At 75.0% G+C, this 24,636-nt stretch carries 23 protein-coding genes; 12 read left to right on the forward strand and 11 right to left on the reverse strand.

Annotated elements, in window-relative coordinates:
* Positions 1–11: 11 nt before the first annotated feature.
* Positions 12–215 carry a helix-turn-helix transcriptional regulator gene (locus AB0K43_RS19040; protein ID WP_363641201.1) on the forward strand — a complete coding sequence of 68 codons (204 nt, stop codon included), beginning with the start codon at positions 12–14 and terminating at the stop codon, positions 213–215.
* Positions 212–1,183, forward strand: a complete 972-nt coding sequence (locus AB0K43_RS19045; protein ID WP_363641138.1) for an NAD(P)-dependent alcohol dehydrogenase — start codon at positions 212–214, stop codon at positions 1,181–1,183. Before AB0K43_RS19040 ends, AB0K43_RS19045 begins: the two co-directional genes overlap by 4 nt.
* 226 nt (positions 1,184–1,409) lie before the next feature.
* Here AB0K43_RS19045 and AB0K43_RS19050 read toward each other — a convergent pair whose 3' ends face one another.
* The 3 genes from AB0K43_RS19050 to AB0K43_RS19060 are packed head-to-tail and all read right to left on the reverse strand — an operon-like array spanning position 1,410 to position 4,085.
* A complete protein-coding gene (locus AB0K43_RS19050) occupies positions 1,410–3,602 on the reverse strand; it encodes a TerD family protein (RefSeq protein ID WP_363641139.1) in 2,193 nt (730 codons plus the stop codon).
* A gap of 56 nt (positions 3,603–3,658) precedes the next feature.
* The gene (locus AB0K43_RS19055) at positions 3,659–3,877 is read right to left on the reverse strand and encodes a hypothetical protein (protein WP_363641141.1); all 219 of its coding nucleotides are present in this window, start codon (positions 3,875–3,877) and stop codon (positions 3,659–3,661) included.
* Positions 3,870–4,085 (reverse strand): hypothetical protein, encoded by a 216-nt coding sequence (locus AB0K43_RS19060; protein ID WP_363641143.1) that lies wholly within the window; start codon positions 4,083–4,085, stop codon positions 3,870–3,872. Before AB0K43_RS19060 ends, AB0K43_RS19055 begins: the two co-directional genes overlap by 8 nt.
* Positions 4,086–4,202: 117 nt before the next feature.
* Between AB0K43_RS19060 and AB0K43_RS19065 the strand changes: the two genes are divergently transcribed.
* From AB0K43_RS19065 to AB0K43_RS19075, 3 genes are all read left to right on the forward strand, one after another.
* A complete protein-coding gene (locus AB0K43_RS19065; protein ID WP_363641145.1) occupies positions 4,203–5,042 on the forward strand; it encodes a helix-turn-helix transcriptional regulator in 840 nt (279 codons plus the stop codon).
* Positions 5,026–5,247 (forward strand): DUF397 domain-containing protein, encoded by a 222-nt coding sequence (locus AB0K43_RS19070; protein WP_363641147.1) that lies wholly within the window; start codon positions 5,026–5,028, stop codon positions 5,245–5,247. The genes AB0K43_RS19065 and AB0K43_RS19070 overlap by 17 nt, the downstream gene beginning before the upstream one ends.
* Positions 5,248–5,329: 82 nt before the next feature.
* The gene (locus AB0K43_RS19075; protein WP_363641149.1) at positions 5,330–5,869 is read left to right on the forward strand and encodes an alpha/beta fold hydrolase; all 540 of its coding nucleotides are present in this window, start codon (positions 5,330–5,332) and stop codon (positions 5,867–5,869) included.
* 110 nt (positions 5,870–5,979) lie between these two features.
* Here AB0K43_RS19075 and AB0K43_RS19080 read toward each other — a convergent pair whose 3' ends face one another.
* Together AB0K43_RS19080 and AB0K43_RS19085 are read right to left on the reverse strand one after the other, a co-directional pair.
* A complete protein-coding gene (locus AB0K43_RS19080; protein WP_363641203.1) occupies positions 5,980–8,889 on the reverse strand; it encodes an SGNH hydrolase domain-containing protein in 2,910 nt (969 codons plus the stop codon).
* Positions 8,890–8,949: 60 nt separating this feature from the next.
* A complete protein-coding gene (locus AB0K43_RS19085) occupies positions 8,950–10,611 on the reverse strand; it encodes a glycosyltransferase family 2 protein (RefSeq protein ID WP_363641151.1) in 1,662 nt (553 codons plus the stop codon).
* Between the two features lie 281 nt (positions 10,612–10,892).
* Between AB0K43_RS19085 and AB0K43_RS19090 the strand changes: the two genes are divergently transcribed.
* Positions 10,893–11,084, forward strand: coding sequence for a hypothetical protein (locus AB0K43_RS19090; protein ID WP_363641153.1), 192 nt, complete (start codon positions 10,893–10,895; stop codon positions 11,082–11,084).
* Positions 11,085–11,087: 3 nt separating this feature from the next.
* Here the strand turns inward: AB0K43_RS19090 and AB0K43_RS19095 are convergent, their stop codons facing one another.
* The gene (locus AB0K43_RS19095; RefSeq protein ID WP_363641155.1) at positions 11,088–11,432 is read right to left on the reverse strand and encodes a helix-turn-helix domain-containing protein; all 345 of its coding nucleotides are present in this window, start codon (positions 11,430–11,432) and stop codon (positions 11,088–11,090) included.
* 100 nt (positions 11,433–11,532) lie between these two features.
* On the opposite strand from AB0K43_RS19095, the gene AB0K43_RS19100 reads away from it, so the two are divergent.
* A complete protein-coding gene (locus AB0K43_RS19100; protein ID WP_363641157.1) occupies positions 11,533–12,624 on the forward strand; it encodes an NADH:flavin oxidoreductase/NADH oxidase in 1,092 nt (363 codons plus the stop codon).
* A gap of 108 nt (positions 12,625–12,732) precedes the next feature.
* Positions 12,733–14,037, forward strand: a complete 1,305-nt coding sequence (locus tag AB0K43_RS19105; RefSeq protein WP_363641159.1) for a diacylglycerol kinase family protein — start codon at positions 12,733–12,735, stop codon at positions 14,035–14,037.
* 40 nt (positions 14,038–14,077) lie between these two features.
* Here AB0K43_RS19105 and AB0K43_RS19110 read toward each other — a convergent pair whose 3' ends face one another.
* Both AB0K43_RS19110 and AB0K43_RS19115 read right to left on the reverse strand, forming a co-directional pair.
* Positions 14,078–14,398, reverse strand: a complete 321-nt coding sequence (locus tag AB0K43_RS19110) for a hypothetical protein (RefSeq protein WP_363641161.1) — start codon at positions 14,396–14,398, stop codon at positions 14,078–14,080.
* 113 nt (positions 14,399–14,511) lie between these two features.
* Entirely contained in the window at positions 14,512–15,207 is a 696-nt protein-coding gene (locus AB0K43_RS19115; protein ID WP_363641163.1) for an FCD domain-containing protein, read from the reverse strand.
* 112 nt (positions 15,208–15,319) lie between these two features.
* Here AB0K43_RS19115 and AB0K43_RS19120 point away from each other — a divergent pair, with 112 nt between their 5' ends.
* The gene (locus AB0K43_RS19120; protein WP_363641165.1) at positions 15,320–15,859 is read left to right on the forward strand and encodes a gluconokinase; all 540 of its coding nucleotides are present in this window, start codon (positions 15,320–15,322) and stop codon (positions 15,857–15,859) included.
* Between the two features lie 11 nt (positions 15,860–15,870).
* A complete protein-coding gene (locus AB0K43_RS19125) occupies positions 15,871–17,247 on the forward strand; it encodes a gluconate:H+ symporter (RefSeq protein WP_363641205.1) in 1,377 nt (458 codons plus the stop codon).
* A gap of 73 nt (positions 17,248–17,320) precedes the next feature.
* Here AB0K43_RS19125 and AB0K43_RS19130 read toward each other — a convergent pair whose 3' ends face one another.
* Positions 17,321–17,968 (reverse strand): TetR/AcrR family transcriptional regulator, encoded by a 648-nt coding sequence (locus AB0K43_RS19130; RefSeq protein ID WP_363641167.1) that lies wholly within the window; start codon positions 17,966–17,968, stop codon positions 17,321–17,323.
* An 89-nt stretch (positions 17,969–18,057) separates the two neighbouring features.
* Here AB0K43_RS19130 and AB0K43_RS19135 point away from each other — a divergent pair, with 89 nt between their 5' ends.
* Both AB0K43_RS19135 and AB0K43_RS19140 read left to right on the forward strand, forming a co-directional pair.
* The gene (locus AB0K43_RS19135) at positions 18,058–19,599 is read left to right on the forward strand and encodes an MFS transporter (protein ID WP_363641169.1); all 1,542 of its coding nucleotides are present in this window, start codon (positions 18,058–18,060) and stop codon (positions 19,597–19,599) included.
* A gap of 180 nt (positions 19,600–19,779) precedes the next feature.
* Entirely contained in the window at positions 19,780–21,468 is a 1,689-nt protein-coding gene (locus tag AB0K43_RS19140) for a hypothetical protein (RefSeq protein ID WP_363641171.1), read from the forward strand.
* Between the two features lie 63 nt (positions 21,469–21,531).
* Here the strand turns inward: AB0K43_RS19140 and AB0K43_RS19145 are convergent, their stop codons facing one another.
* Positions 21,532–22,761 (reverse strand): tetratricopeptide repeat protein, encoded by a 1,230-nt coding sequence (locus AB0K43_RS19145; protein ID WP_363641173.1) that lies wholly within the window; start codon positions 22,759–22,761, stop codon positions 21,532–21,534.
* A 160-nt stretch (positions 22,762–22,921) separates the two neighbouring features.
* On the reverse strand, positions 22,922–24,517 hold the full coding sequence (locus AB0K43_RS19150; RefSeq protein ID WP_363641175.1) for a glycerol-3-phosphate dehydrogenase/oxidase: 1,596 nt from the start codon (positions 24,515–24,517) through the stop codon (positions 22,922–22,924).
* Positions 24,518–24,636: the final 119 nt, after the last annotated feature.

Consider the following 24,636-nt stretch of genomic DNA (forward strand, 5'->3'; position numbering starts at 1 on the left):
TCACCAACACGATCCGGGCCCTGCGCTTCGCCCACGGCGAGATGACCCAGGCCGAACTCGCCCGCCGGATCGGCGTGACCCGGCAGACCGTCATCGCCATCGAGCAGGGCCGCTACTCGCCCTCGCTGGAGATGGCCTTCCAGATCGCCCACGTGTTCGGGCTCCCGCTCGACGACGTGTTCCAGTACCCCGACATCCAGGGAGAGTCCTCATGAAGGCGATCGTCCAGGACGGCTACGGGCCGCTCTCGGTCCTGCGGCTCGACGAGATCGAGCAGCCGGCGCCCGGCCGCGGCGAGGTGCTGATACAGGTCCGCGCGGCCGGCGTCGACCAAGGCGTCTGGCACCTGGCGACCGGCAAGCCGTACCTGCTCCGGGTCCTCGGCTTCGGCCTGCGGGCGCCCAAGGTCCGCATCCGCGGCATCGACCTGGCCGGTGTGGTGGTCGCCGTCGGCCCCGAGGTCACCCGCTTCCGGCCCGGCGACGAGGTGTACGGCACCTGCGACGGCTCCTACGCCGAGTACGCCTGCGCCAAGGAGGACCGGATCGCCCCGAAGCCGGCCAACCTGTCCTTCGAACAGGCTGCCGCCGTCCCGGTCTCGGCCTGCACCGCGCTCCAGGCGCTGCGCGACAGCGGCCGGTTGACGAAGGGGCAGCGGGTGCTGATCCTCGGCGCGGCGGGCGGGGTGGGCAGCTTCGCGGTCCAGCTGGCCAAGGCCCTCGGCGCGCACGTGACCGGCGTGTGCAGCACCGGCAAGGAGGATCTGGTCCGCTCGCTCGGGGCCGACGAGGTGCTCGACTACACCCGCGAGGACCCGGCCGACGGCACCCGCCGCTACGACCTGATCGTCGACATCGCGGGCAACCGCCCGATCGCCCGGCTGCGCCGCGCCCTCACCCCGGGCGGCACCCTGGCGATCGTCGGCGGCGAGCGCGGCGGCGACTGGACCGGCGGCTTCGGCCGGCAGCTGCGGGCCCCGCTGCTGTCGCCCTTCGTCGGCCACCGGTTGCGGGCCGTCGCCGCCGTCCCGCGCGCGGCCCTCCTGGAGGTGCTCACCGGGTTCATCGAGGCCGGCTCGGTGGCCCCGGCGCTCGACCGGACCTTCCCGCTGGCCGAGGTGCCGGCCGCGATCCAGTACCTGAGGGACGGTCATGTCCGGGGCAAGCTGGCGATCCGGATCTGATCCGGATCCGATCCGGAACGGCCCGCTCCGGTGGTCCCGCGGCGGTCGGGAGACGCGCTCGAGCCGCCAGGCGTGCTTGCTGTCGCTGGGCACGGAGAAACGACGACGCCGGGGTGCCGCATGGGCACCCCGGCGTGAGGCCGACGGCGAGGAGAGCGAAGGGACTAGTTCGGAGTGAGTTGAGAAGGAAGCCCCTTCATGGCCTCGCCGAGGTCAACGGTAGCAGTCAGGCGGGGATCAGGTCGCGCAGGTTTTCCGGGGTGATGACCACGGAATCCGGGTGCAGCCCCGCCGGGCGTGCCAGCCCGACGAAGGTGACCGGGCCGTCCGGGACGCTCGCGCCGTCCCACCGCGTGGTGGCCGTGGCGCCGCCTCCCATCAGGCCGGTGAGGTACCCGACGGTGAGGTGGTCGCGCTCGACGATGCCACGCAGCAGCGTGGCGACCGACACCCGGTTGCCCTCCACCCGGTTGGAGTCGGGGCTGCCGGTGAGGTACAGGTGCAGCCACTTCGCCCGCCAGCTGCCGTCGCGCCCGCGCAGGAACGCCAGCGGCAACGCGACCCTCCCCGGGCCGCGCAGCTCGGACTTCATCCGCACGGTGCGCGCCTCGAAGGGGCGGCCCTGCTGCTCGCCCTCGCGCAGCATGAAGCCGAAGAAGGACTCCTCGACCTCCTCGAAGCCCTCGCCCGAGTAGATGTTGACCTGCGGGACGATGAAGGTGCCGCGCACCGCCCCCAGCCGCAGGTTGATGAACTCCGAGGCACCGTCCGGCGCATCCGTGATGTCCCCGGAGTGCTCCCCCTCGACCTGGGTGAGCGCGGTGTACGACAGCCAGCCGACCGTCCCGTACGAGGCGTCCAGGAGCAGGGCGGACAGGTCGAAGTCGGTCCTGTGCTCGGTCTGCTTCCAGTGCACGAAGAACCGGAGCAGCTCCCCGTCGACCGGGGAGAGCGAGCCGCGCGGCAGCACGCCGAGCCCGGCGGCCGTCGCCCTGCCGCTGAGCGGGAGCGCGACCTCCAGGACGTCGGGGTCGACCAGCAGGTGCGCCGGCGCCGGGAGCCGGCGGCGCACCTCGGCGTCCAGCGCCGCGACCAGCCGCTCGCGCTCGGCCGGCAGCACGGGCGGGCGGGCGTCGGGGGTGACCCAGGCGCGGCCGAGGCGGTTGACGAAGACGCGGCTCCCGGCCGCCTCCTCGGTCCGGTTGTGGAAGTGCTCGCGGACCGACAGCAGGACCCGCCCGGAGGCCTGCGCCGCGACCTGCTCGGCGGCGGCCACGACGGCTTCGCGCTCGTCCTGGGTGCGGCAGGTGCGCAGCAGGCGGTCCAGCGAGCGCAGCAGCCGGCCCGGGGCGGCCGTCAGCAGGCGCGCCGCCGCGGTGACGTCCTCGGCGCCGAGCAGCTCCTCGACGCGGCTGTCGAAGGAGCGGGCCTCCTGCTCGCCCCGGGCGACGGCGAACACCTGGGCGGCGTGCGGCCAGCGCGGGTACTCGTGCGGGTGGAGCCGCTCGCCGAGGCGCTTGAACGCCTCGCGGTGCGCGGTGACGTCGGCCAGCTTGGCGGGGGCCGCGGCGACGACCTCGTCGAGGCCGGCCAGCAGCGCCCGGCGGACCGGCCGGGACAAGGGCCGGAACCGGGTCGGCGCCAGCAGGGTCACATCGCCGTCCGACAGCGCGCAGGCCAGCCGGAGCACATCGGTGACGGTGTCCAGCAGGAGGCCTGCGCCGGCCTCGAGGCGGGCGAGGTTGACGAGGGCGCGGTTCTCCCGGATCGGGACGGCCGGCGGCTGGGGGCCGTCGGCGCAGTGCCCGGCGAGGACGCCGAGGTCGCGCAGGCCCTCCTCGCCCAGCGGGGTGGTGCTGCCCGCCAGGGCCAGGTAGAGGGCGGTGACCTCGTCGCCCAGGGCCGCACCCGGGTGCAGCACCGTCAGGCGGTCGCCCGCGGCGGCGATCAGCTCGCCGTGCGCGGCGAGCAGCTCCGCGTAGGTGTGCCGGTAGGTGCCGTACGACGGGAGGGTCAGCAGGTCGACCAGGCCGCCGCGCAGCCGGTCGAGCGTGCGGGCGGGCGTGTCCTCCTCCTCGTCCTCCTCGTCGTCGGCGGCGAGCGCCTCGGCGATGCAGCGCGTCCAGAACTCGAGCGTGTCCGGCACGTTGAGCGGGAAGTCGATGAAGTAGCTGTTGTGCCGGACGTGGTCGCCGGTCATCGTGCGGACGGTGTCCAGCGTGCGCACGGCGGTGTCCACCACCGTCTGTCCGGCCAGCCCCGACAGCTGCTCCAGGAGCTCCGCCGAGAGCTTGAAGCCCACGGACATCAACGCGGCGTCGAACTGCCGCGCCGCGGTGGCGCCTTCCCCCGCGGGCCCGGCGGGAGCGGGGAGGCGGTGAGTGTGCCGGATGACCATCGCTTCGAGATGCTGGAGCATCCGGGCATGCTCCCAGAAGCACGCGGGCCGACGCATGCGGGTTTCCGAACACCAGGTCAGTCCACGGTGAGCTCGCACCACAGCACCCCGCCGTGGCGCGTGCTGTGCCCGAAGCGGTCGGCCAGGCCCAGCGTCGGGAGGACGGCCGCGAAGCGCGCCGGGTCGGTGGGCGCGGGAGTCGCCAGCAGGTACCCGTGCGGCATCCCGACCACCACCACCCGGGCGCCCGTGGCGTCCGCGAGCGCCGCCGCGACCTCGCGCGCCCGCTCACGCACCGCGCACGCCCTCGACCGGCACCACCGGCCGCACCCGCCCAGGCCGCACGCACCACTCGATCCCACCCCCGCGCGGCCGCAGGTACCAGAGCCCGTCCTCCGCCCCCCGGTACTCACCCACCAGCCCGGATGCCGGATCGAGCACCAACTCACCGACCCCCGGCGCCCAGGGGTGCGCGCTGCCGGGTGGCTCGTCGTTCGGGTCCATGGGCAGTCTCCGTCCTTCCGTCGTCACGTTCCGTGCCCAGAGCATCGCGCTGAGGAGCTAGCCTTGGACAGTGGTGACGATCCGACAGGCGATCTGTCGGCAAGGGGGTGCAACGGCATGGTGAACCCGCGCGATCTCGACCCGTCCGAGTCTCCGAGGAGCTTCTACGGCGCGGAGCTCCGGCGCCTGCGGGAGGCCAGGGGCCTGAGCCAGGACGCCCTGGGCGAGCTGCTCTTCCACTCCGGCGCCTACATCGGCTACCTGGAGTCGGCCGCCCGCAAGCCGCAGAAGGAGCTCTCCGAGCGGCTGGACGCGGTGCTCGGCACCGACGGCCACTTCAAGCGGCTGTACGCCCTGGTCGCGCGCTCGCGGCACGCGCCGTACTTCGCGCAGGCGGCCGAGCTGGAGGCGATGGCCGACACCATCTGCGAGTACGCCCCCGCGCTGGTGCCCGGCCTGCTGCAGACGGCGGACTACGCCCGCGCCGTGATCCGGGCGGCACTGCCGTTCGCCGCAGAGGCCGACGTGGACGTGAGCGTCGCCGCCCGGCTGGAGCGGGCGCGCGTGCTGGACGGCCCAACAGCCCCGCAGTTGTGGGTGATCCTGCACGAGGCGGTGATCCGCACCCCGGTCGGCGGCCCGGTGGTGATGGCAGGCCAGCTGCGCCATGTGGTCGAGGTCGCCCGGGCGGGGAAGGCGCTGGTCCAGGTGCTGCCGTTCGCGGCCGGGGCGCACGCGATGATGCCGGGCTCGGTCTTCCTGATGACGTTTCCGGACGCCCCGCCCGCCGCCTACGTGGAGGCGCTCCATTCGGGCCAACTGCTCGACGATCCGGGCGTGGTGGCCAGGTGTCAGAGGTCGTACGATCTGGCCAGGGCCGCCGCGATGTCGCCGGAGGCGTCCCTGCATCTGCTCGAGTCGGCGGCGGAGGACCACACACATGCCGACAGCGACTGACCCGGGCGCCCCGCGGTGGCGCAAGTCCTCGTACAGCGACGGCACCGGGGGTAACTGCGTCGAGGTGGACGACGCGAGCCCCGGGCGGGTGCGGGACAGCAAGGATCCGGACGGGCCCCGGCTCGCCTTCGCCCCGGCTGCCTGGCGGGCGTTCGTGACGGCCGTCGCCCGTGGGGAGTTCGACACCGGCGGGGCCCGGAGCTGAGGAGTGGTGTGCCGGTGGATGAGCAGCGGGCCGCGCACGTCGGGCCGGCGACCACTCCTCGGCCTCCTGCACCCTCTCCGACATGGCCGCCGACGCCGTCGGACTGCTCGATGTGCTCGGGCTGGCCGGGGCGCACGTGGTCGTCCTCTCGCCGGGCGGGGCGATCGGGCAGACCATGGCGATCGAACACCCGGGCCGGGTGCGGTCGTTGACCTCCATGATGTCCACCACGGGCGACCTCGCGGTGGGCCGCCCCGAGCCCGAGGCACTGGCCGCGCTGGCGGGGCCGCAGCCCACCGGCCGGCAGGAGGTGGTCGAGCGGATGGTGCGCGCCGTCCGGGTGTTCGGCTCGCCCGGTTTCGAGTCCGACGAGGCCGCGGTCGCCGACCGTGCCGGCCGGTCCTACGATCCGCCCGGCGTCGCCCGCCAGGCGGTGGCCTCCCTCGCCTCGGGGGACCGTACCGAGCTGCTCCGCTCGCTGGCCGTGCCCACCCTGGTGATCGACGGCGCCGCCGACGCGATGTGTGACCCCAGCGGCGGTCGGGCCGCCGCCGCCGCCGTCCCCGGGGCCGAGCTGGTGGTGTTCGACGGCGTGGGCCACGATCTCCCGCGCGCCCTGTGACCCGCGATCGCCGCACTGATCGCCGAGCACGTCCGCCGCGCGGAGGTGACCCCGGCACGCTGACGGGCGGGGCCCCGGTCAGGAGGCCACCGCCCGTCAGCGGGAGCCGCTCAGCCCCGGGCCGCCACCGACACGTACCGCACCCGCATCGGGTGCCCCGGCTCGGTGGCCGGGCCGGCCGCGCCGCCGTACGCGCCCGGCAGGCTCCCGCCGACCGCCACATCGAGGATCAGGAACAGCCCGTGGTGCACGGCCCGGTCCCAGACCCCGGCGTCGATCCGGTCGGCCGTCACCCGGTGGAACTCCCGCCCGTCCAGGTACCAGCGCACCTGCTCGGGCGAGGTCGAGCGGTCGACCTCCACCGCGTAGGTGTGGAAGCCGCCCCAGCAGCCCTCGCACCGCTGCTCACCCGAGCCGAGGCCGACGGGCTCCTGGCAGGGGCCGCCCTGGGCCGTGCCGCAGTGCATGGTGCCGAAGACCGAGGGCCGGCCGTTCACCGACTCCAGCACGTCCAGCTCGCCGATCCCCGGCCAGCCGGTGTACCCGTCGCGCAGGCCCGACCCCAGGGTCCAGAAGGCCGGCCAGTAGCCGGCCGCCGCCGGGCCGGTCACCTCGGGCAGCGCGATCGAGGCCTCGAGCCGCAGTACCCCGCCCACCGGCGCGGCGAGGTCCGAGCGCCGGGACTCGATCCGGCCCGAACTCCACCGCCCGTCCACCAGGGTGGGCCGGATCTCCAGCGCGCCCGCGCCGTCGAGGCGGACGTTCTCGGTCGAGTCGGTCATCGTCTCGACCTCCCCGGTGCCCCACTGCGCAGCCGGGCAGCCCGGGTAGCAGGTGCCCAGGTCGTGCTGCCACAGCGCGCTCGACGGGGCGCTCCCCGCCGGGCCGTCGAACTCGTCGCGCAGCAGCTCCCGCCACCCGGCGCCGCCGCCTGCCGCCGGGGCCGGCACTCCGGCCTCGGCGAGCAGCCGCTCCAGGCGCGGGGCCAGCACCACCGCGGCGGTGTTGGTGAGGTGGGCGTCGTCCCGGTACAGCAGGATCCGGTCCAGCACGGCCGGGCAGTCGCGCCCGGCGCCGGGGCAGAGCACCGGGTTGACCGACACGCTCCGCACCCCCGGCACGGTGCCCGCCGCGACGGCCTCGGCCAGCGGATCGGGCCACAGGCCCCGGGCCCGGGGGAAGGAGCAGGCGGCGGGGTTCTCCGGGTGCCCGGACAGGCAGGCCGGGACGTCCAGGCCGGGGGTCGGCGGGTCCTCCAGGTAGACGATCGGGGCGCCGAGCGCGCGCAGCGGCTCCAGGGTCTGCTGCCAGCCGCGCAGCAGGAGCTCGCGGTCGGCGGTGTAGCGGTTCAGCGAGGCGATCACGATCAGCCGGGGCCTGGGCCCGGTGCGCAGCCGCTCCAGCGCGCCCGCCCGCCACTCGTCGCACTCGTGGTAGGCCCGGCCGAGCTGCGGGTTGACCACCGGCAGCTGTGCCAGCGGGCAGCCCTGCTTGACCAACTCCTCCAGCGCCCAGTGCCGTTGGGCGGCGATCCCGAGCAGCGGGGAGAACCACTGGCCCGCGTGCGAGTCGCCGAGCAGCACGATCCGGTCGGTGGCCGCCGGATCGCCGAAGCGGCACTCGGGGCTGGTCACGGCGGTGGGCGGCACCTCGCAGGCACCGTCCGGCGGGAAGTCCTGCCGGGCCTGCACCGGGTTGGGCACGACCGGCCCGCCGGTCACCCCGCCGGGCAGCAGCAGTGACGTTCCGTCGGGGTTCCCCGCGGTGAGGCCGGCCAGGTCGACCGGTCCGGCCGGGCCGAGCAGCCGCAGCGTGCCGGTGCCCACCACCAGCGCCAGCACCACCGGCAGCACCACGGCGGTCAGGCCCAGGGCGAGCCCGCGGCGGGGCAGTTCGGCGACCACCCGGCTGCGCCGCAGCGGCCGTTCCAGCCAGCGCATCGCCGCGTACGCGGGCAGCGCGGCGGCGGCGGTCAGCAGCACCTTCACCGGCCAGCCGAGCGCGCCGTACCGGGCCTCGGCCAGCACCAGCACCGGCCAGTGCCACAGGTAGAGGTTGTACGAGAGCCGGCCGAGCGCGCGTGGTGCCCGGGCGGCGAGCAGCCGGCCGGCGGTGTGGGTACCGGTGCCGGCGCCGGCCAGCAGTACGGCCGCCGTGCCGGCGGTGGGCAGCAGCGCGGCCCAGCCCGGGTAGGGGGTGGCGGCGTCGAACCGCAGCACGGCCCAGCCGATCGCCACCAGGCCGCCCCAGCCGAGCAGTTCGCGCACCGCCCTCGGCGCCGCCGCCCCGAGTGGCGCGCTCGGCCCGTACGCCGCCCGCAGCCGCCGCACCGGCGCCGCCGGCAGCACGGCCACCAGCGCGCCGGCCGCGAACTGCCAGGCCCGCGACGGGGTGCCCAGGTAGGCGAGCGAGACCGACCCGGCCGTCCAGTGCAGGGCCAGCGCGAAGGAGGCGAGGCCGAGCCCGGCGGTCAGCCCGAGCAGCAGCGGCCGCAGGGCGCGCCGGCGGCGGGCGGTCAGCACCACCAGCAGCGCGACCAGCGGGGCCCAGATCAGGTAGAACTGCTCCTCCACGGCCAGCGACCAGAAGTGCAGCAGCGGGCTCTGGTCGCGACCGGCGGCCAGGTAGTCGGTCTGCTGTCCGATGAACCGCCAGTTGGCGACGGACAGCGCGGCGGCCAGCACGTCGTGTTCGAGGTCGGTGCGGCGCAGCGGCGCGGTCAGCCAGGCGCCGGCCAGGGCGACCGCGGCGAGCACCAGGGCGGCGGAGGGCAGCAGCCGGCGGGCCCGGCGGGAGAAGAACTCGGCCAGCCGGATCCGGCCGGTGGCGGCCTCGCGCACCAGCAGGCCGGTGATCAGGTGGCCGGAGAGCACGAAGAAGACGTCCACGCCGACGAATCCGCCGGCCAGGCCGGGGACGGCGGCGTGGAAGCCGAGCACGGCGAGCAGCGCGACGGCGCGCAGCCCCTCGATGTCGGGGCGGAACCGGCCCCGTTCCTCAGGCGGTTCGGAGGCGAGCACGGTGAGCAGTTCGGTCCGCTGGTCGGGAACAGCTTGGATGGACACGGGTGTGACGACCTTTCAGCCCAGCCAGGGCAGCATCGGGGCCACCCAGCCGGAGGCGAGCAGTGCGGTCAGGGCGAGCGAGCTGGTGACGGCCAGCGCCTCCGGCCAGCGGCGGGGGCGCATCGGGGGGCCGGCCGGGCGCCGGCCGGGGCGGGCCGCGCCGCGCAGTTCGACGGCCAGGTCACGTACCAGCGGCAGGCCGATCTGGGCCTGGACCAGCAGGTACAGCGCCAGCCCCCAGTTCGGGCCCCAGCCGTAGCGGGTGACCGCGAGGCCCAATCCGAGCGCGGTGGCGCCGACCGTGGCGGCCGTCCAGAGCATGGTCACCAGCGCCACCCGCCGGGCCATCCCGCCGGGCTTGGCGCGGCCCGCACCGGTGGGCACCCAGGCGGCGCTGCGCCCGCGCAGGGTGTGCAGCAGGGCGGCGCCGGCCGCGAAGGCCATCAGGGTGTTGGCGCGGATCACCTCGACCCGCCAGCGGGTGCGGCTGACCCGGGGCAGCAGCACGTGCCAGAGCCACAGCAGGGAGATCAGCGGCAGCGCGTACCAGGCCCGGATCTGGCCGGGGTACCAGAACAGCATCACCAGCGGCGGCAGCGGGGCGGTGAGGATGTTGACGAACATGGTCAGGTAGCCGACCACGCCCTCGTAGTAGCACAGCCGCATCCGCCAGGGCAGCTTCATCCGGGCCAGGTCCGAGCTGCCGAGCAGGTGCAGGTTGCCCATCGCCCAGCGGTACTGCTGGTTGACGAAGGGGGCCAGGCCGGCCGGCGAGGTGCCCTTGGCGACCAGCACCGGCACGTAGACGGTGCGGTAGCCGCGCTCATGCAGGGCGAGGCCGGTGTACATGTCCTCGCTGTGGTCGAGCCGGGCGAAGCCGCCGGCGGCGTCGATGGCGGCGCGCCGGTAGACGGCGTTGCTGCCGCAGCAGATCGCCGCGTCGCTGGCGTCCCGGGACGGCTGGATCCAGCGGAAGAACCACTCCTGGGCGGCACCGGCGGCCCGCTCGATCCAGCCCATGGCGGGGTCGGTGTCGAAGCACTGCGGGCTCTGCACGATGCCGACCCGCTGGTCCGCCAGGTAGGGCACCAGGTGGTGCAGGAAGTCCGGGCGGGGGGCGAAGTCGGCGTCCAGGATGGCGATGAACTCGGCGCCGCTGAGGCCGAGCGCGTGGTTGAGGTTGCCGGCCTTCTTCAGGTGGCCGCGGTCGGGCCGCACCACGTAGCGGTAGCCGTGCCGGCGGGCCAGCTCGGCGACCTCCGGGCGGTCGGCGTCGTCGAGCACCCAGACGGTCAGCGCGCCGGCCCAGTCGAGGGCGGCGACGGCGCGGTAGGCGTTGGCCAGCACGGGCAGCGGTTCGCCGCAGGTCGGCAGGTAGAGGTCGACGTCCGGGGTGCGGGCGGGCTGCCAGGCGGAGAGCAGCAGTTCGTGCGAGCGGCGGGTGAAGCGGCGCCCGCGCAGCCCGTTCACGCAGGACAGGGCCAGCGCGACCAGATTGATCGCGAGCACGGCCAGGAACGGCCAGAGCGCGATGGTCCGCAGGGCGAAGGACACCATGGTCAGCGCGGAGCAGACGAAGGCGAGCGAGGAGCAGATCGGTACCCAGCGGCGCTGTGGGCCGAAGTACCAGTACAGCTCCCGGTCGGTCGGTGGTGCAGGTAGATGATCGGCAGTCATGAGGCCCCCACAGCCGTCGAATTGCAGCTTAGGGGGTCACCGTACCGGATTGGTATAGACCATCTGTCGATCAAGGATGAACGCCGGGACAACTCCGGTGACGAGCCGATGGCGGCAGCGGGATGCGGCCGACGCGCGAGGCCTGGTTCACTCCATCGTGGGCGTGGCGCTGGTCAGCGTTGCCGCTGGTTGATGAATTGCCCGCATTCGTCCATGCTGGACGCCCCGGGCGGATCCCTGGATCGGCGGGTGTTCGTCCACTTCGGCACCGGAGGGCGGCTGTGGCAGAGGAATTCGGCCAGGAACTTCGCGAGCAGCTCGCCTCGGCCCGCCGGGCGCTGGAGCAGGCGCGCGCCGACGGGGACGAGGACGGCGTCGAGGCCTACCGGGGCCGGATCACCGGCCTGCTGCGGATCGCGGCCCAGCACGGCATCGACCTCCCGCGCAGTGCGCAGGAGGATGCGCAGGGCTGAGCGTCAGTCCTGCGGCCGCCGGCCCAGCGCCGCCGCCAGCACGCTCTCCAGCAGGCCCGGGTACAGCTGCGCCAGGTCGTCCCGGCGCAGCGTGTTCATCTTCGAGGTGCCCCGCCGCACCTGCCGGATCACCCCGGCCTCCCGCAGCACCCGGAAGTGGTGGGTGCTGGTGGACTTGGTCACCGGCAGCTCGAAGGCCAGGCAGTTCAGCTCGGACCCGGGGCGGGCGAGCTCGGTGACGATCCGCAGCCGGACCGGATCGGCCAGCGCGTGCAGCACGGCCTCCAGGCGGATCTCGTCCAGGCCGGGCTCGGGCAGGGCTTCGGGGGCGGTCTCCGTCTCGGGCACCCTCACATGGTACGAGAACTCTCGTAGTTTGACAGATCTCGAACTAGCGTGGGTATCGTGCGGGGTCACCGCGACCGGCCGACCTCTCGGAGGACTTGCCATGAGTGCCCTGTTCCAGCCGCTCACCCTGCGCTCGCTGACCATCCCCAACCGGGTCTGGATGTCGCCGATGTGCATGTACTCGGCCGCGGCCGACGGCGTCGAGCAGGGGGCTGCGACCGACTTCCACCTCGCCCACCTCGGTGCCCGGGCCGCCGGCGGGGCGGGCCTGGTGATGGTCGAGGCGACCGGGGTGCGCCCGGAGGGCCGGATCTCCCCGTACGACCTGGGGCTGTGGAACGACCACCAGCAGCGGGCCCTGGCGCGGGTCGCCGCCCTGGTCGCGAGCCACGGCGCCGTCCCCGCGATCCAGCTCGGCCACAGCGGCCGCAAGGCCGGCACCCGGCAGCCCTGGCTCGGCGGCGCGCCCCTGCCCGCGGCCGAGGGCGGCTGGCAGCCGGTCGGCCCGTCCCCGCTCGCCTTCGGCGCCAACCCGCTGCCGCACGAGCTGACGGTGGCCGAGATCGAGGCGGTGGTCCGCTCCTTCGCGGAGGCGGCCGAGCGCGCGCTGGCGGCCGGCTTCCAGGTGGCGGAGGTGCACGGCGCGCACGGCTACCTGATCCACACCTTCCTGTCGCCCGCCGCCAACCACCGCACCGACGGCTACGGCGGCTCCTTCGCCGGCCGCGCCCGCCTCGCGCTGGAGGTCTCGGCCGCCGTCCGCGCCGTCTGGCCGGCGGAGCTGCCGGTGTTCTTCCGGGTCTCGGCCACCGACTGGCTGCCCGAGGAGCCGAGTTGGACGGTGGAGGAGAGCGTGCTGCTGGCCAAGGAGCTCCAGGCCGTCGGCATCGACCTGCTGGACGTCTCCAGCGGCGGCCTGGCCCCGCACGCGGTGATCACCGCCGGCCCCGGCTACCAGGTGCCGTTCGCCACCCGGGTCCGCGCGGGCGGCGGCCTCCCGGTGAGCGCCGTCGGTATGATCACCGAACCCGAGCAGGCCGAACGGATCGTCGGCGAGGGCCTGGCCGACGCGGTGATGCTCGGTCGCGAGCTGCTGCGCAACCCGCACTGGCCGCACCACGCCGCCCGGGTGCTGGGCGCCGAGCGGCGCTGGCCCCGCCAGTACGGCTTCGCCGTCGGCGACCGCGGCTGACCCGCTCCGCCGGGCGGCGCGCCGCGCGGGCGCGGGTCGCGCTACCGTCCCTGCGGAGCGGGTCGAGCCGGGACCGGGCCGGGATCAGGGGGAACAGTGCGCAAGCCGATGACGAGCGGACCGAAGGCGGCGGCGGGCCGGGCCAGGCGCCTCGCCAGGGTGGCGCTGGCCTGCGGGGCGCTGGCCCTGCTGGCGGTCCTGGCGATGGTGGGCCTGCGCGGGGCCTGGGTGCTGCTGGTCGCGCTGGCCGGTCTGGCGGCGGCCGCCGCCGGGGCCTGGTGGACGGTGGCGCGCCGGGGCCTGGTCCGGGTGCTCGGCGGTGCGCTGGTGCTGGTGGCCGTGGGCTCGGTGCTGACGTTCTTCGTCAGCAGCGGTCTGTGGGTGCCCGCGTGCAGCGCGCTGCTGCTCTGGGGCACCGCGCTGGTCTGCGCGGACCGGGCCCTGCGGCTCACCCGGCCGGTCGCCGACCTGCTGGTCCGGGTGAGCCCGCGCCCGAAGCGGGCGGTGCTGATCATGAACCCGCGCTCCGGCGGCGGCAAGGTCGGCCGGTTCGACCTGGTGGCCCGGGCCGAGGCGCTGGGCGCCGAGGTGATCGTGCTGGACACCGGCACCACCCAGGACGTCGCCGCGATCGCCCGGCGGGCCGTCGCCGACGGCGCCGACCTGCTCGGTGTCGCGGGCGGCGACGGCACCCAGGCGCTGGTCGCCGGGGTGGCGGCCGAGCACGACCTGCCGTTCCTGGTGGTCTGCGCCGGGACGCGCAACCACTTCGCGATGGACCTCGGACTCGACCGCACCGACCCCGCGCGCTGCCTGGACGCCCTGGTCCACGGTGTCGAACTGCGGGTCGACCTCGGCACGGTGGCCGGGCGCGCCTTCGTGAACACCGTGTCCTTCGGCGCGTACGCGGAGATCGTGCAGAGCCCCGCCTACCGCGACGCCAAGGCCGGGACGGCGCTCGACGCCCTCCCCGAGCTGCTGGCGGGCGAGTCCGGCGCGCTGATCACCGCCGATGCCGACGGGGTGCGGCTGACCGAGCCCCAGGCGCTGCTGATCAGCAACAACCCGTACGACACCCGCGACCGGCTGGGCGCCGGCCGGCGGCCGCGGCTGGACACCGGGCAGCTCGGGGTGCTCGGCATCCGGCTCCAGAACGCGGCCCAGGCAGCGGCGGTGGCACTGGGCGGCCAGTCCGCCGGGCTCACCGAGCTGACCGCCCGTGACGTGGTGGTCACCTCCGCCGAGCCCGAGATCCCGGTCGCGGTGGACGGCGAGTCGCTGGTGCTCCCGGTGCCGGTCCGCTGCGGCCTGCGGCCGGGCGCGCTGCGGGTCCGCGTCCCGCGCGACCGTCCGGGCAGCGTGCCCACCGGCCTGCTGCGCAACTGGCGCCGCCTGGGCGCGCTGGCGCGGTAGCGCCCGCCCCGGCCCCGGTGCACGGGGCACCTTGCGGGAGTCAGCCGTGCGACGGCGTGCGCCGCTCCACCGCGGGGCGGCCGCGGCCGCGCTCCCGGCTGCCCGCCAGCGGTGAGGCGGCGTTCGGCCCGCGCAGTCGCTGGGCGGCGATCTGACGGGCGATCACGATCTCCAGCAGGCACCAGGCGCAGCCGAACACCCCGAGGGCCATGCCCAGCAGGGCCGGCGTCAGCAGCCCGCTGCGCGCGTACGAGGCCAGCACCGCGATCATCAGCGCCACCAGCGTGAAGGCGATGCAGAGCACGGCCCGGACGGCGGCGGAGCGGACCTCGTCGGGAAGTCGGCGGCGTGCGGCGGACATTCGGAAACCCCCCAGGTCTCGGCGAGCGCCGGAGTGACCGGGCGGCGACGCGTCCACGCCCAGCCTGCCCCGTGCGTCCAGGAACATTCCACCCCGCCGGTGCAGCGCTCGGCTCAGTCCAGGGTTGCGTCCAGCTCCTCCAGCGCCCCCAGCACGATCGTGCGCATCGCCCGTTCGGCTGACTCGGCGTCACCTGCGCAGATCGCGTCCGCGACCTCCCGGTGCAGTCGCACGGCGTAGTCCGCGGGCTGGTGGGGCATCAGGTCGTGCTCGGTGCGGCCGGTGAGCACCGCGCCCACGGTGTCGCCCAGGTGCGCGAACATCTCGTTGCCACTGGCCCGCAGCACGGCCGAGTGGAAGGCGATGTCGTGCCGCAGGAAGGTCCGCAGGTCGGCGGCGCGCGCGGTGACGGTCAGCTCGACGGCCAGCGCGCTCAGTTCGCGCCGGTCGTCGTCGCTGGCGGCCCGGGCCGCCAGTGCGGCCGCGGCGGGCTCGACCGCCACCCGCAGCGAGCCGAGCGAGCGCAGCTGGGCGCCCCGGTCGGCGCCGGCCAGCCGCCAGCGGATCACCAGCGGGTCGAAGACGTCCCAGTCGCTCCTGGGCAGCACCGTGCTGCCCACCCGCCGCCGGGACTCGACCATCCGCATCGACTCCAGGATCCGCACCGCCTCCCGCACCACCGTGCGCGAGACGGCGTAGCGGGCCTCCAGCTCCTCGGCGCGCAGCACCGTACCGACCGGGATCTCGCCCGAGGCGATGGCCGGACCGAGGTCCGCGAGCAGGCGGCCGGGCAGGCCCTGGATCTCCATCCCGACAGCCTAGCGGGCAGCAAAAGTATGACGATTAAGTTTCATCGTCTTGAATAAGTCATACCTTTACGCCACAGTGGCCGACGGAACAGGCAGAACAGGAGCATCACCCATGGCTCTCAACGTCGAGAACCAGCCGCCCGCGATCGTCGTCATGGGCGTCTCCGGCGTCGGCAAGACCACCGTCGCCCGGCTGCTCGCCCAGCGCCTCCACCTGCCCTACGCGGAGGCCGACGACTTCCACCCCGCCGCCAACATCGCCAAGATGTCGGCCGGCATCCCGCTGGACGACCAGGACCGCGAGCCCTGGCTCCACGCACTCGGCGACTGGCTCGGCGCCCGGCGGCACGCCGGCACCGGGGGAGTGGTGACCTGCTCCGCCCTCAAGCGCGGCTACCGCGACATCCTGCGCGCACACTGCCCGGACGCGTTCTTCCTGCACCTCAGCGGCAGCCACCGGCTGGTCGGGGACCGCCTCGCCCACCGCAGCGGCCACTTCATGCCCGCCACCCTGCTCGACTCCCAGTACGCCGCGCTCGAACCGCTCCGGCCCGATGAGCACGGAGCCGTCCTCGACGTCGGCCCCGCCCCCGACGACCTCGCCGAGATGGCCGCGCAGCTGCTGCGGCCCGTCAATGGAGACCTCGCGTGACCCCCACCTCGCTGCTCGTGGCCGCCCCACCGGCCCTGCCCCACACCGGCAACGACACCACCCTGCTGATCGCGGTGCTGGCCGCCATCGCCGCCATCGTGCTGCTGATCACCAAGCTGAAGCTGCACCCCTTCCTCGCCCTGACCATCGGCTCCGGGCTGCTCGCCGCCGTGGCCGGCGCCCCCTTCGACAAACTGACCAGCAGCTTCGCCGGCGGGTTCGGCGCCACGGTGAGCGGCGTCGGTCTGCTGATCGGCCTCGGCGCGATGCTCGGCAAGCTGCTCGCCGACTCCGGCGGGGCCGACATCATCGCCGACACCGTGCTGGCCCGCTCCGGCCGCCGGGCACTGCCCTGGTCGATGGCGCTGATCGCGGCCGTGCTCGGCCTGCCGCTCTTCTTCGAGGTCGGCGTGGTGCTGCTGGTGCCGATCGTGCTGCTGGTCGCCCGCCGCGGCACCGTCCCGCTGCTGCGGATCGGGATACCCGCGCTGGCCGGACTCTCCGTGCTGCACGGCCTGGTGCCCCCGCACCCCGGCCCGCTGGTCGCCGTCGACGCGCTCAAGGCCGACCTCGGGATCACCCTGGCGCTCGGCCTGCTGATCGCCGTCCCCACCCTGGTCATCGCCGGTCCGCTGTTCGCCCGGGTCGCCGAACGCTGGGTCGGCCCGCTGGAGCTCCCGGCCGAGACCGCCCCCGCCGCCGCCGAGCGCCCCGAGCACACCCCGCGCTTCGGCGCGGTGCTCGCCACCATCCTGCTGCCGGTGGTGCTGATGCTCGGTAAGGCCCTGGTCGACGTGGTGATCGACGACCCGAAGGCCACCTTGCAGCGGATCTTCGACTTCATCGGCTCGCCGCTGATCGCGCTGCTCGCCGCCACCCTGCTCGGCATGGTCACCCTCGGCCGGGCGGCCGGCTTCGACAAGGCCCGGATCTCCCGGACGGTGGAGAAGTCGCTCGCCCCGATCGCCGGCATCGTCTTCATCGTCGGCGCGGGCGGCGGCTTCAAGCAGACCCTGATCGACGTCGGCGTCGGCACCGCGGTCAGCGAGTGGGCCGGCAAGTGGCACATCTCCGCCCTGCTGCTCGGCTGGCTGATCGCCGTCCTGATCCGGCTGGCCACCGGCTCGGCCACGGTCGCCACCATCACCGCGGCCGGCATCGTGGCCCCGCTGGCCGCCGGCATGTCCAGCACCCACGCGGCCCTGCTGGTGCTCGCCGTCGGCGCCGGCTCGCTGTTCTTCTCGCACGTCAACGACGCCGGCTTCTGGCTGGTCAAGGAGTACTTCGGGATGACGGTCGGCCAGACCGTGAAGTCCTGGTCGGTGATGGAGACCGTGATCTCGGTGGTCGCGATAGTCCTGATCCTGCCGCTCAGCCTGATCATCTGACGCCCGAGCGGCCAAGGCCCGAAGGGGCACCCGGTTCGCCGGGTGCCCCTTTCGCGCTGCCGAGGGCGGCGCCCTACGGGGTGACCCGGCCGAGGCTGCGCGCCAGCTGGGTGACCGTGTCGGTGGGCGGCCAGGGGAAGTCCGGCAGCGCGGCGCGCAGGGTGACCTGGCCGTGCAGCGCCGTCCACAGGGCGACCGCGTCGGCGAACGGGTCGGTGCTGGCGGAGCGCCCGGCGCGGACGCAGGCCTCCAGGCTGTGGACCAGCGCCATGAAGACGTCCAGCCCGCTGGGCGAGGGGCGCTCGCACGGCACGGGCTGCGTCCGGTGCCGGGAGGAGCCGAACACGATCCGGTAGCAGGCCGGGTCCCGGCTGCCGAACTCCACGTACGCGGCGCAGCCCGCGATCAGCGAGTCCACCGGGTCGTCCTGGGCGGCGGTGGCCGCGCTGACGGTCTGCTGCAGGCGGGTCAGCGCCTCCGCCACCACGGCGTCCACGATCGCGTCCCGGTCGGCGAAGTGGCCGTAGATGGAGGGTGCGGCGATGCCGACCTCGCGGGCCACCGCGCGCAGCGTCACCGACTCCTTGGAGCCGCCGCGCTCGATCAGCGCGATCGCCGCCCGGACGATCTCCTCCCGCAGCCTGGGGCCTTCGCCCCGGCGGTTCCGGTGCCGGGCCGGCGGCTCTTCCCGCTGGTCGAGGGTGGTCGGATCCTGCTCCATGAGATGTGACTTTACACCTGTTAGGCGAGTGCGCTAGCTTCCTCGTCCAACAGCTAACGGGCGTAAGGTTACATGAGTAAGGAAGCCTGATGACCGATCCGGACAGCGGCCACCCGCGCCGCTGGGCCGCCCTCGCGGCGCTCTGCTCCTCGCTGGTGGTGGTCACCATCGACAACACGGTGCTCAACACCGCCCTGCCCGCGCTCGCCACCGCGCTGCGAGCCTCCACCGCCGACCTCCAGTGGATCAACAACGCCTACACCCTGGTCTTCGCCGCCATGCTGATCACCGCCGGCGGCCTCGGCGCCCGGTTCGGCCAGCGCCGGGCGCTGATCGGCGGGTTGACCGTGTTCGCGCTCGGCTCGGCGGTCGCCGCCTGCGCGGATTCGGCCGGCCAGCTCATCGCGCTGCGCGCCGTGATGGGCCTCGGCGCCGCCTTCGTCATGCCGGCCACGCTCTCCACCATCGTGTCGCTGTTCCCCGAGCGGGAGCGCCCCAGGGCCATCGCGATCTGGTCCGCCACCGCCGGCCTCGGCATCGTGATCGGCCCGATCGCCGGCGGCCTGCTGCTCGACCACTTCTCCTGGAGCAGCGTCTTCTGGATCAACGTGCCGCTGGTCGCCGCCGCCCTGGTCGCCACCGTCGCCGTGATCCCCGCGTTCCCCGGCCGCCGGGCCGGCCGGCTCGACCTCGCCGGGCTGCTGCTCTCCGCCGCCGGCCTGGCGGCGCTGGTCGATGTGATCGTCCGCGGCCCCGAGCGCGGCTGGCTGTCCACCGGCTCGCTGGTCGAGGCCGCCGCGGCCGTCCTGCTGCTGGCCTCCTTCGCCGGCTGGGAGCTCCGGGCCGGCCAGCCGATGGTGGACATCCGGGTGTTCGCGGTCCGCGCGGTCAGCGTCGCGGGCGGCGTCCTGGCCGTCACCTTCTTCGCCCTGTTCGGGCTGCTCTTCGTCTTCACCCAGTACCTGCAACTGGTGCACGGCTACAGCCCGTTGAAGGCGGGCCTCGGAGCGCTGCCGTTCGCGCTGGCGATGGCCGCCACCGCCGCCACCAGCGACCGCAGCACCGCCCGGATCGGCACCCGGCGGGCGATCGCCGCCGGCCTCGCCCTGATGGCGCTCGGCCTGTCCGGGGTGTCACTGGTCCGGGTCGGCACACCGTTCGCGCTGCTCGCCGTGGCCATGGCGGTGGTCGGCGCGGGGATGGGCCTGATCATGGCCCCGGCCAGCGCGGCCGCCGTCGCCGCCCTGCCCCGGGAGAAGGCCCCCATGGCCGGCGCGCTCAACAGCGTGGTCCGTGAACTCGGCGGCGTCCTCGGCATCGCCGTGGTCGGCACCGTGGTCTCCGCCGCCTACCGGAGCAACCTGCACACCGACCTGCCCGGTGCGCCCGCCCCGGCCGACGCCGACCTGCCCTCCGCCCACCTGGTCGCCGCCCACCTCCCGCCGGGCCCGGGCGCGCGGCTGGTCGAGGCCGCCGACCAGGCCTTCACCACGGCGATGCACAGCGGCACCTGGGTCTGCGCCGCGATCGCCCTGGCCGGTTCGGCCGCCGCGCTCGTCCTGCTCAAGGACCCGTCCCCGGCCGGCGCCGGTACGCCCGGCCCGGAGCGGGCCCCGGCGGGGGTGGCCTGACGGACCACCGGCCGGACCGCCGCCGGCCGGACGGTTCGTGCCCGCACCCGATGAACCCGCCGGGGCCGCACGCCGTTCCGCATGACGTCATCCGGTACCGACCGCGAGGCCGCACCCGCCCGATGCCCGGACCGCGGGCGGGTGCGGTCCGCCTGCCCGAGAGATTGGCGGCATCTCACCATGGCTCTGCCGAAGAGCGCCTCGCTGCTCAGCGCCATGACGCTGGTCCTGCTGACCGCGCCGGCCGCCTCCGCGGCGCCGTCGAAGGCCACGCCGTCGGAGGCCACCGTGACGATCGGGGCGCAACCGGCCGTGATCGGCACGCTGCTCGAGGGCTTCCTGGGCTTCTCCTACGAGTCGACCCACCTGCGGACCGGTGAGTTCGACGCCCGGGGCAACTACCCGCAGCTGCTGAAGAACCTCGGGCCCGGCGTCCTGCGCTTCGGCGGCAACACGGTGGACAAGGACTTCACGACCTCCTCGCCCGAGGCGCTGGCCGCGCTGCGCCGCCTCACCGACGCCACCGGCTGGCGGGTGATCTACTCCGAGAACGGTGCCCACCTCGACGCCGCCGCCGTCACCAGGGACGTGGCCGCCGTCAGCGCCGCGCTCGGCCCCGCCCTGACGGCGCTGGCCTGCGGCAACGAACCGAGCAGCTGGCAGAGCAAGGGCTACCGCCCGACCGGCTACGGGGCCGACGACCTGCCCGCCGACGCCAAGCGCTGCCTGGACGCGATCCGCAAGGGCGCCCCGCAGGTCCCCTTCGCCGGGCCCGACCTGGCGAGCACCGGCATGCTGCCCGCCTACGCGGGCTGGGCCAAGGGGAAGATCGGCCAGCTCGACCAGCACTACTACGCGATCAGCGGCTGCAGGTCCAAGGACGCCACGGCGGCCGGCCTGCTCTCCCGCGAGCGCGCCTCGTCGGCGGCGGGCACCATCGGCAAGCTGTCCGCCACGGCGGCCGGCCTCGGCGTCCCGCTGCGGCTGTCGGAGACCAACTCGATCTCCTGCGGCGGCATCGCGGGCGTCACCGACGGCTACGCCTCCGCGCTGTGGATGGCGGACTTCCTGCTCATCGCGGCCGAGCACGGCGCGGCCGGCGTCAACATCCACGGCGGCCTCTCCGGCACCTACCTCACCGGCGCCCTGGGCAACGCGTACAGCCCGATCCTCGCCGACGGCGAGCACCATCACACCGCCGCGCCGTCCTACTACGGGATGCTGCTGGCCCGTCAGCTCGGCACCGGCAAGCTGCTGGAGGCGAAGGTCTCCGGCGGCGGCAACCTCGCGGCGCACGCCGTCCGCAACGCCGACGGGAGCACCCGGGTCCTGCTGGAGAATCTGGACGGCGCGGCCGCGACGGTCGGCGTCCGGCCGGGCGAGGCCACCGGGGTGTCGGTGCTCACCATGACCGCGCCCGGCCTGGACGCCAAGGCCGGGGTGAAGATCCAGGGCGCCTCGGTGGCGGCCGACGGCAGCTTCGCCCCCGGCGCGCCGGACCACGCCGACTGCCCCGGCGGGACCTGCCGGATCACCCTGGCGCCCTACAGCGCGGTGGTGCTCTCCACCGCCCACGCCGCCACCGGTCAGGCCCCCGTACCGGTCACCGCCTCCCCGACCCCGACCGCCGCGCCCTCGCCGAGCCCCGGTCCGAGCACCTCCGTGACGGCCACACCCACCCCGTCGCCCAGCTCCTCCGCCACCGCCCCGCACCCGACGGCCTCGCCCCCGGGCACCGGCGGCGAACTCGCCTCCACCGGCGCCGACGGTACGGAGCTGATGGCCCTGACCGCCGGCACCGGCCTGATCCTGCTCGGCGGAGCGGTCTTCGCCTCCCAGCGCCGCCGAGGCAGCCACCGCCGCGCCTGACACCGCCGGGCGGCCTGACCCCCCGGGCCTGACACCGCGCCGGCCACCGGGGACCAAAGCCTCTCAGGCCGCCGCGTCCCCCACCCGCGCCAGCGCGGCGACCGCGGCGGCGGTCCGGGGGTGGGCGTCACCGAACCCGGCCCGCCAGTCGGTCACCGCGCGCTCCAGCACCCGCGTGGCCTCCTCCGACCGGCCCGCACCGGTCAGGGCAAGGCCGAGCAGGGTGTCGGCCTCCAGCGCGCGGTGGTGGCCCGGCCCCAGCGAGGTACGGCAGAACTCCTGGGCCCGGCGGGCCCGTTCCACCGCCTCCTGGTGCCGCCCGAGGCCGAGCAGCGCGGTGCCGGCCGTGGTCGCCGCCGCCGCGAGGTGGTCGGGGCTGTGCAGGTCCCGCTCGGCTTCGGCGGCCGCGTCGAGGGCCTCGGCGTACCGGCCCTGGCCGCTCAGGCTCCGGGCCAGGCCGAGCCGCAGCGTGGCGGCGAACAGGTCCACCCGGTGCGGGGCGGCCGTGTCCGCCCGGTCCAGGGCGGCGCGGCCGACCTGCTCGGCCTCCGCCCACCGGCCGTGCGAGGCGAGCGAGAAGGCGAGCGCGTTGGCCGCCGCGAGGGCGAGGTACCGGCCGTGCGGCCCGGGTACGGCGGCCGCGGATCCGGCGATCGCGCGGGCCTCGCCCTCGGCCTCCTCGTACCGCCCCAGGTACGCGAGCTGCTGGCAACGGTCCGAGCGGGCCTTCAACGCCAGCACCGCGGCGGCCGCGGGAGCCGTCCGCGCCACCAGCTCGGCGTGGCCGGCGAGCAGCGCGACCGCCTCGGCGTGCCGGCCGCGGTCGCCGGTCACCCGGCAGAGCAGGTCGCCGGCCTGCAGGCGTTCGGTGATCAGGGCGGGCCGGTCCGCGCAGCCGGCGAGTACCGCCCGCGCCTGCTCCTCGGCCTGCGCCAACCGGCCGCAGTGGTGCAGGAGCAGGGCCCGGACGTAGCCGGTCCGGGCGGCGCGCGCCGCCCACTGCTCCGGGGCGCGCTCCGCCTGCTCGCGCACCCGCGCCGACACGTCCAGGATCTCGGTCTCCGCCCGGTCCAGGTGCCGCAGCAGGATCAGCGCCTGGCACCGGGCGATCCGGCTGTCGAGGGTGTCGGCCGCGTCCGGTCCCAGCAGCTCCCGCCGGGTGTCGGCGGCCGCCCGCAAGCGCCGCTCGGCCTCCTCGGTGCGGTCGGCCGCCAGCAGCCGGGTGCCCTCCTCGTGCTGCTGCGCCGCGTCCGCCGACCGGCGCGTACGTGCCCATGACGCGAGGAATCCCACGGCCCACCCCTGACTCACCGAGACTGCGAACAGCGCAGATGATCGCACAGCGCGCCGTCACCGGCAGCCGTCACCGCAAGCCGCCACCGGCAGCCGTCACCGGACGTGGCGGAGCCGCCCCGCGGGAAGTCCCACGGGGCGGCTCCGGCCGAAGCGGTCGTCAGGCCTGCTTGCGCTTGGCGAGGAAGGCCTCGACCTCGGCGCGGACCTCCGGGGTGTCCAGGCCGCGCACCGTCATGGTGGTGCGGCGGCGCAGCACGTCGTCCACGGTGTACGCCCACTCGCTGTCGGCGGCGTAGGCGACCTGGGCCCACACGTCGGGGCCGTCGGCGTGGATCGGCGCGCCGAGCTCCGGGCGGTCGGCGATCAGGCGCGCGATGTCGAAGGAGAGCGTGCCGTAGTGGCTGGCCAGGTGCTTGGCGACCAGCGGCTCCATCCGGGAGCCGGCCTCGCGGTCCATCAGCAGCCGGTGCGCGACGGCGTTCGGCGCGCCGATGCCGGGCAGCGGCACGGTCGCCGGGAACGGCGAGACGTCCTCGGCCAGGCCGGTGCCGGGCACGTGCTTGAGCTTCTCCAGCACCGTGCGGCCGATGTGCCGGTAGGTGGTCCACTTGCCGCCGGCCACCGACAGCATGCCGCCGCGGCCCTCGGTGACCACGGTCTCGCGCTTGGCGGCGGCGGTGTCGCCGGGGCCGCCGGGCAGCACCCGCAGGCCCGCGAAGGAGTAGGTGATCAGGTCACGGTCGAGGTGCTCGTCGCGGATCGCGTGGCCGGCCTCGTCCATGATCTGGTCGATGTCGGCCTCGGTGGCGCGCACGTCCTGCGGGTCGCCGGTGTACTCCTCGTCGGTGGTGCCGAGCAGGACGTGGTCCTCCCACGGGATGGCGAAGGAGACGCGGTACTTGTCGATCGGGATGGTGAGCGCCGCGCGCCACGGGCTGCGGCGCTTGACGACCACGTGCGCGCCCTTGGAGAGGCGGATGGACGGGGCCGAGCCCGCGTCCTCCATCCGGCGCAGGTGGTCGACCCACGGGCCGGTCGCGTTGAGCACCAGGCGGGCGCTGACACCGAACTCGGTGCCGTCGAGCCGGTCCTTCAGCTCGGCGCCGGTGACCCGGGTGCCGGTGAACCGCAGGCCGGTGACCTCGGCGTGGTTGAGCGCGACGGCGCCCGCGTCCACGGCGGCCCGGACGGTCATCACGGCGACCCGGGAGTCGTTCATCTGGTGGTCGCCGTAGACCGCGACGGCCTGCAGGCCCTCGGTGCGCAGCGCGGGCACCTGCTGCGCGGCGTGCGCGGCGGTGGAGACCCGGCCCATGCCGTCGCGGAAGGCGGACAGCGCGGAGTAGAGGAAGACGCCGGCGCCGAGCTTGGGGGCGCTGTGCGGGCCGCCCTTGTAGACCGGGACGAAGAAGGTCAGCGGGTTCACCAGGTGCGGCGCCACGTCGGTGGCCAGCGCCCGGCGCTCCTTGTGGTTCTCGGCGACCAGCTTGACCGCGCCGGTCTGCAGGTAGCGCAGACCGCCGTGGACCAGCTTGGAGGAGGCGCTGGAGGTGGCACCGGCGAAGTCGCCGGCGTCGACCATGGCTACCTTGAGACCCGCCTGGGCGGCGGTCCAGGCGGTGGCGGTGCCGAGGATGCCGCCGCCGATCACCAGCAGGTCGTAGGTGGCCTTGCCCAGCAGTTCGCGGGTCTCGGCGCGGGAGGCGGTACGGCCGGCGGTGCGCTCGGCGCCCAGGGTCGGGATGGTTGCCATGGTGTGTGTTACGGCGGCGCGGGTCGGGCGGCGCCGTTTCTCCTCTCGGTGTGCGGTGCGGCCTGTGCTGCAGGCCGGTCGGCCCGGTGCGGCGGGCCGGGTGCGAAACCGGAACGACC

This window comes from Kitasatospora sp. NPDC049258 (assembly GCF_040678895.1).
Classification (GTDB): domain Bacteria; phylum Actinomycetota; class Actinomycetes; order Streptomycetales; family Streptomycetaceae; genus Kitasatospora.

Bases quoted from the DNA above. Each gene is read 5' to 3' on its own strand.
- AB0K43_RS19120 (WP_363641165.1), top strand. From the start codon at position 15,320: ATGGCTCTCAACGTCGAGAACCAGCCGCCCGCGATCGTCGTCATGGGC.
- AB0K43_RS19070 (WP_363641147.1), top strand. From the start codon at position 5,026: ATGCCGACAGCGACTGACCCGGGCGCCCCGCGGTGGCGCAAGTCCTCG.
- AB0K43_RS19085 (WP_363641151.1), bottom strand. From the start codon at position 10,611: ATGACTGCCGATCATCTACCTGCACCACCGACCGACCGGGAGCTGTAC.
- AB0K43_RS19140 (WP_363641171.1), top strand. From the start codon at position 19,780: ATGGCTCTGCCGAAGAGCGCCTCGCTGCTCAGCGCCATGACGCTGGTC.
- AB0K43_RS19115 (WP_363641163.1), bottom strand. From the start codon at position 15,207: ATGGAGATCCAGGGCCTGCCCGGCCGCCTGCTCGCGGACCTCGGTCCG.
- AB0K43_RS19065 (WP_363641145.1), top strand. From the start codon at position 4,203: ATGGTGAACCCGCGCGATCTCGACCCGTCCGAGTCTCCGAGGAGCTTC.
- AB0K43_RS19130 (WP_363641167.1), bottom strand. From the start codon at position 17,968: ATGGAGCAGGATCCGACCACCCTCGACCAGCGGGAAGAGCCGCCGGCC.
- AB0K43_RS19105 (WP_363641159.1), top strand. From the start codon at position 12,733: ATGACGAGCGGACCGAAGGCGGCGGCGGGCCGGGCCAGGCGCCTCGCC.
- AB0K43_RS19100 (WP_363641157.1), top strand. From the start codon at position 11,533: ATGAGTGCCCTGTTCCAGCCGCTCACCCTGCGCTCGCTGACCATCCCC.
- AB0K43_RS19060 (WP_363641143.1), bottom strand. From the start codon at position 4,085: ATGGACCCGAACGACGAGCCACCCGGCAGCGCGCACCCCTGGGCGCCG.
- AB0K43_RS19150 (WP_363641175.1), bottom strand. From the start codon at position 24,517: ATGGCAACCATCCCGACCCTGGGCGCCGAGCGCACCGCCGGCCGTACC.
- AB0K43_RS19135 (WP_363641169.1), top strand. From the start codon at position 18,058: ATGACCGATCCGGACAGCGGCCACCCGCGCCGCTGGGCCGCCCTCGCG.
- AB0K43_RS19110 (WP_363641161.1), bottom strand. From the start codon at position 14,398: ATGTCCGCCGCACGCCGCCGACTTCCCGACGAGGTCCGCTCCGCCGCC.
- AB0K43_RS19075 (WP_363641149.1), top strand. From the start codon at position 5,330: ATGGCCGCCGACGCCGTCGGACTGCTCGATGTGCTCGGGCTGGCCGGG.
- AB0K43_RS19045 (WP_363641138.1), top strand. From the start codon at position 212: ATGAAGGCGATCGTCCAGGACGGCTACGGGCCGCTCTCGGTCCTGCGG.
- AB0K43_RS19050 (WP_363641139.1), bottom strand. From the start codon at position 3,602: ATGCTCCAGCATCTCGAAGCGATGGTCATCCGGCACACTCACCGCCTC.